The 217-nt window shown below is 57.6% G+C and carries 1 protein-coding gene and 1 pseudogene; one reads left to right on the plus strand and one right to left on the minus strand.

Features of this window, described 5'->3' with window-relative positions; all coding sequences use genetic code 11:
- The first annotated feature begins 17 nt into the window (after positions 1-17).
- Positions 18-143: an asparagine synthase-related protein gene (locus H6B10_RS18575; protein WP_345941885.1), complete on the plus strand. Its 126-nt coding sequence runs from the start codon at positions 18-20 to the stop codon at positions 141-143.
- An 11-nt stretch (positions 144-154) separates the two neighbouring features.
- On the opposite strand, the pseudogene H6B10_RS18820 reads toward H6B10_RS18575, so the two are convergent.
- A pseudogene (locus H6B10_RS18820) lies at positions 155-211 on the minus strand (hypothetical protein); the annotation flags it as partial.
- Positions 212-217 lie beyond the last annotated feature (6 nt).

Raw genomic sequence — 217 nt, forward strand, 5'->3', positions numbered from 1 at the left:
AAGTCATTGACAAAATCATGCAGGACAGTGTGGCCGCCCACAAAATCGCCGATGTGGAGGTTGCCGGGTTCCTTTCGGGCGGGGTGGATTCCTCGTATATCACCTCGCTGGCAAACAACAGGGTGCCGTCCGCTGCCTGGTAATAGTACAGCGGTTTGATGCCAAAGGCGTCCCGTGCACAGAAAAGGGTCCCGGTCTGCCGGTCCCACAGCGCAAA

This window comes from Gemmiger formicilis (assembly GCF_016901605.1).
In the GTDB taxonomy this organism is placed as follows: Bacteria; Bacillota; Clostridia; order Oscillospirales; family Ruminococcaceae; genus Gemmiger; species Gemmiger formicilis_B.